The organism is Methanobrevibacter sp. UBA412, assembly GCA_002495685.1.
In the GTDB taxonomy this organism is placed as follows: domain Archaea; phylum Methanobacteriota; class Methanobacteria; order Methanobacteriales; family Methanobacteriaceae; genus Methanobrevibacter_A; species Methanobrevibacter_A acididurans.
This window is the reverse complement of sequence record DAGJ01000005.1, coordinates 1-5,122: the sequence shown is the minus strand read 5'-3', so window position 1 is coordinate 5,122 and position 5,122 is coordinate 1. Positions and strand designations below refer to the sequence as shown.

Here is a 5,122-nt window from a genome sequence, read left to right as displayed (position 1 = left end):
GAAACCAAACTCAAAAACACATTTTACAACTTCTACAGATCAACAAAAATACCTCAAAAATAGGGTTTCTACAGAGCCAATATTTACTAAAAATTTTTTCTCTCTTTTTATTAAATCCCACTTTAACATATGTTTTTCTTATTTTTCAGGCTTAATTTACTTATATTTTTTTTTAAGAGTCCTAAAAAAAATTTACATATAAACAGGCACCTGGATAATAATGAATATGGTCTTTTATTTATATATATTTTTTCTAAAAAATTTTAGGAATCCTTATTTTTAAATAATCTAAAAATCCGTATTGTTCCATAATATATGAACAAATAATAGGTGAATTTAAATATTAACACTCAATAGATTAACTATTATAAATTAAATATTTTTTAAAACAATAAAGGGGTTGCTAGGGCTTGTCAAAGATTTGTCCAAAATGTAGTCAAGAATATGAAAATAAAATGGAATACTGTACAGAATGTGGATGTAAACTATCACAAGCTAAGAAAATACCACCGATCCTTTTTTGTCCTAAATGTGGAGGGAAATTAAGAAAAGGTGCAATTTATTGTGAAAAATGTGGAAGTCAAATAGAAAAGATAAACTCAAAACAGGAAGTCAAAGTAGAAAATTCAGATGAATACTATAAAAAATATTATCCAATTCTCATAGGATTAATAATAAATAGTATAATAGGATTAGTTTCACAAAACATTTATCCAGTAATAATTGGGGCTTTAATCCTTGGATATTTAAGTATTAATAATAACTTAGTTGACTTATTAATTTACAGTTTAATTCTTTCAGTTTTATCATTAGTAATTATAGATTATAATCTTCTTATGAATTTTTTAAGTTCAATGCCTGCTACAATGTATTTTATTTACATCCAATTTTTAACAGATTTAACTTGCTCTGTAATATTAAGTGTTGTTTTTAGTTTCATAGGATTTAAATTAAAAGAAATTTTCCCAGAACTTCATAATAAAATAATTAATATGGGGGCTTAATTTTTTGAAACTTTATTGTCCAAATTGTGGAGAAGAAATACCAAAGAAGGATAAATTTTGTAAATATTGTGGAAAACCTTTAGAAAATCTTGAATCAGAAAAGAACTTAAGTTTTAAAGGATTAACTACTAAGTATCATTCATTAAATCCAAATGATAAAGTACGTTTAAAAAATTTAAGCATTATTTTAATTATTGCTGTAATAGTTTTAGCTAGTATAGGTGCAATTATTTATTATACTGCATTAAATCAAACAGTTGATTTAGGATCTGAAGGGAAATTTAATTTACCTTTTGGTTATGAAGTTGATGAAGAAAATAGTAATAATGATATGCTCTTAATGAATAATTTTAAAGAGTTAACTTCTATAGGAATAATACCTGGTGTGGATAATCAGCAAGATTATCAAGCTATTACTGGGTATCTTTTAGTAGGTCAAAGAAATGTTTATATTAATGGTTTAAGTGTAACTGAAGAGCATTATAGTGCTCCTTTGAGTTTTTATAAAGATCAATATAAGTATTATGTTGTTAAAGAGGGTAAACAATTAACTATAACTGCTTTAATGTCTAATGATTTGGATTGGAGTGTTCAAAAATCTGATAATCCTGTAAATATTATAATATCCACACTTCATTAAATTTTTAATTAAATTTCACTTTTTTTAATTTTTTTTGTAAGGTTTTATATAGTATATTACATAAAATAATATACTTGCTTAGGCAAGCTTTTTTTGCTTTTTTATATCTTTTTAAAAATTGGTAATGAATTCTCATTAAATTATACTTGTCTAAGCAATTAAATATTTTATTTAAAAAAAACATTTGGAGGAAAAAAATATGGACACAGAACATGAAAAGAACATTATAACTTTAGTTTTAATGTTAATATTAACTGGCCTTGGATATATGGCACAAACAATAGTAACCACAAGTTTTGATGGGATGATAAATGATTTCCATATAAGTTCAACAATGGTCCAATGGGTACTAACAAGTTATGTACTAACTATTGGAGTAATGATACCTCCAACAGCATACTTAACACATAAATTTTCAACAAAAACATTAATTCTATCAGCATCATTAATTTTCACAATTGGATCTATAATGTCATTTTTAGCTTCAAACTTTTCACTATTAATTATAGGAAGAATATTAGAAGCAGCGGCAACAGGAATTCTATTCCCCATCTTACAAATTTCAATTTATAAAATTGTAGAAAAAGATAAATGGGCAGTAACAATGGGAGTAGCAGGAATGACAATAGGAGTAGCACCAGCACTTGGACCAACATTAGGTGGACTACTTGTAGATTTTAGTGGATGGAGATTAATATTTGAAGTATTAACCGTACTTGGAATTTTAATAACAACATTAATATGTTTATTTGCTGAAAAATTAATTGAAACAGAAGATTATCCATTAGATTTATTATCTATCATATTATCTGTAATAGCATGTACAGGAATAATGTTTGGAGTATCTAATATTTCAATAAATTTAAATTATGCATTAGTTTTCATACCATTAATAATTGGGTTAATATGTTTAGGACTATTTGTGTATCGTCAAAAACAACTTAAAAAACCATTACTTAATTTAACTAGTTTAAAAAATAAATACTTTGTAGTTGGAACTTTAATAATTTCAATAATGAACTTTCTATTAATTGGAATCATGGCTATTTATCCAATTTTTGCACAAAACATAAAAGGATTTAATGCAACAACTTCTGGTTTAATATTATTGCCTGGAAGCATAGCAATGATAATTCTTAGTTTATTCGGTCCTTCTTGGGCTGAAAAATATGGAATACGTAAAATATCATTTATAAGTACAATCTTATTAATAGTAGGATCTTTTCCAATGATATTTTTCAATATGACTACTACTGCATTAACAATGGCTATCTGCCAAATTTTAAGATGTGCAGGAGTAGGATTAGGAATGATGGCAATAATCAACTGGTCACTAAGTATTGTTATGGCTGATATTGAAGATGCAACAGCAATAAACAATACAATAAAACAAATAATAGCAGCATCAGGATCTGTAGTCTTAACAGTAATAATGAGTTTTGTAGCTAATGGAACAATCGCACATAATAATATTTCAATTTTTGCATTTGACATAACATCACTTGTAGTAACTATTTTATGCTTTGTTACTTTATTTTTAACAATATTCTTCATTAAAGACAAAGAAAAAATCACAACAGTATAAAAAAAAGATGTTATACTCTTTATTTATTTTTTTCAAATAAAGAAAAAATTATTTATATTATACTCAAAATATTTTAAAATGATTAAAATGGATAAAAAAACTTCTGAACTTAAATTTAATATAAATGAAATTAATTTAGGCTTTACTATATCAACTTTCAATAAATTTTACCTTCAATATTTAAATTATTTATTAAAAGAATTAGATATTACTTACAATCAAGGATTATTTATATCATTAATAAATAAATATGGTTTTAGTTCTCAAGAAAAAATTGCAAAAGTTCTTAAAGTTAATGAAGCAAGTATAACACGATTAGTTTTAAGAGTGGAAAAGAAAGGTTTGATTAAAAAACAAGTCAATCCTGAAGATAAACGTGCTAAAATTATAGTCCTTACAGATCAAGGGAGAAATCTTGCAAAACAATTTGAGGATATAGATGAAAATTTTGAGAAATCTTTAAGAGATGAGTTTTCAGATGAAAAAATTAAAGATTTTAAATATTTAATGATAGATATGACAAAATCATTATATCTGAAATGTCCTTCTAAACTTTAAAAATTTTTTCTAATTTTTAATTCTTTTACAATTTAATATAATATATAATAAAATAAAACTTAAACTTTTTTTAATTTATCTTAATAATTATAATAGGATGTTTTATATAAGTTAAAAATATAATTTTAATTAATAAATAATTTTTAATAATTATTAAGTAAAATTTTAAATTTACATATAAAGCAGTAATGAAAATATAAAAAAAGTGTTTTTTGTGATTTTAATATGATAGTTAAAAATTTAGATTGTCTATCTATACCTAAAGAATTAAAGAAAGTTGAAATTGAAATCTATGAGGATTTTTATATTTACTTAATCCAAATAGATGGTTTTGGCTATGCATTACATAGTAATAAAGGAGATAATCGTTCTAATTTATATGTGTTAAAAACTGATTTTTTACCATCTGATTATGTCTTAGATGAAAATTATGATGAAAAAAAACAATTTATTACTATTGTAAAAAGATTATTATTTAATTTATATGAAAATTTAAAGATTAAAGAATCTAAGAAGATGCAAGAAGAATATGTATTTATTCATTTAATGGATTTATTAGAAACAGGTCAATATGAGATTATAACTAAAGATTATGATTTATATAGTTTAATTGAAGAAGGAGTTATTAAACTAGTTATTGATACTTTAAAAAATGAAGTTAATGATTTAAAGACAATAGTTAATAATGAAGATTCTTAAAATAATTTATTTTAAATTAATTGAAATAAATATTATAACTTTTTTTATCACTTTATTAGGTTTTTTTCTAAATATATTATAACTATTTTTTATGCTCTAGTTTTTATGAGAATTTGATTAATTAGTATTATGAATTTTATTTTTATGAAAATTATTTTTGGTTTAAACATTCATATTTTAATTATTTTTCTTTAGGATTGCTTTTGTGTTGAAAACTTTTATATTATTTAAGTTATTGTTAAAATATTAGTTTTTGCAAATATTTTTATTAGATTTTATCTTTGTTGTAACTTTCCTTATAGGTTGTGCCATGTGTTTATGGCGTTAGTCTTAATTTTATGTATTTTTACAATTAATTTTGATGACTGCTTTTCGCATGTGCTAAATTTATTATATTTATAAAATTGTATTAAATCAATTATTTGATTTATTATAATGTTCGTGAGAATCTAATATTAATTATTATGATTTGATGTTGGTTTTGTAGATGTGGTGATATTTGATTGTTATGTCTGATATGTAAGATGTAATGAATCTGTATTTTATGTGTATTACTCTGTCTATTTTTTTATGTGTACTTCTTAACGTGACTATTATGTTATAACGTATTTAATTTACAATTTTTTTGTATTTTCT

5 protein-coding genes are annotated in these 5,122 nt (G+C 23.1%); all 5 read left to right on the top strand.

The features are described from left to right. Positions 1-410: 410 nt before the first annotated feature. The 5 genes from BP997_RS01500 to BP997_RS01480 all read left to right on the top strand — a co-directional run bounded on the left by BP997_RS01500 (position 411) and on the right by BP997_RS01480 (position 4,486). A complete protein-coding gene (locus tag BP997_RS01500; protein ID WP_413828714.1) occupies positions 411-1,004 on the top strand; it encodes a double zinc ribbon domain-containing protein in 594 nt (197 codons plus the stop codon). 4 nt (positions 1,005-1,008) lie between these two features. Next, positions 1,009-1,644 carry a zinc ribbon domain-containing protein gene (locus BP997_RS01495; protein ID WP_413828712.1) on the top strand — a complete coding sequence of 212 codons (636 nt, stop codon included), beginning with the start codon at positions 1,009-1,011 and terminating at the stop codon, positions 1,642-1,644. A 199-nt stretch (positions 1,645-1,843) separates the two neighbouring features. Then, positions 1,844-3,229: an MFS transporter gene (locus BP997_RS01490; RefSeq protein WP_413828710.1), complete on the top strand. Its 1,386-nt coding sequence runs from the start codon at positions 1,844-1,846 to the stop codon at positions 3,227-3,229. 87 nt (positions 3,230-3,316) lie between these two features. Then, positions 3,317-3,787: a MarR family winged helix-turn-helix transcriptional regulator gene (locus tag BP997_RS01485; RefSeq protein WP_413828708.1), complete on the top strand. Its 471-nt coding sequence runs from the start codon at positions 3,317-3,319 to the stop codon at positions 3,785-3,787. 225 nt (positions 3,788-4,012) lie between these two features. Continuing rightward, positions 4,013-4,486 (top strand): hypothetical protein, encoded by a 474-nt coding sequence (locus tag BP997_RS01480; RefSeq protein WP_413828706.1) that lies wholly within the window; start codon positions 4,013-4,015, stop codon positions 4,484-4,486. The last annotated feature ends 636 nt before the right edge of the window (positions 4,487-5,122 follow it).

What these genes read in the sequence shown, in the direction of transcription:
- BP997_RS01490 (WP_413828710.1), top strand. Translation starts at nt 1,844, where the DNA reads ATGGACACAGAACATGAAAAGAACATTATAACTTTAGTTTTAATGTTA.
- BP997_RS01485 (WP_413828708.1), top strand. Translation starts at nt 3,317, where the DNA reads ATGGATAAAAAAACTTCTGAACTTAAATTTAATATAAATGAAATTAAT.
- BP997_RS01480 (WP_413828706.1), top strand. Translation starts at nt 4,013, where the DNA reads ATGATAGTTAAAAATTTAGATTGTCTATCTATACCTAAAGAATTAAAG.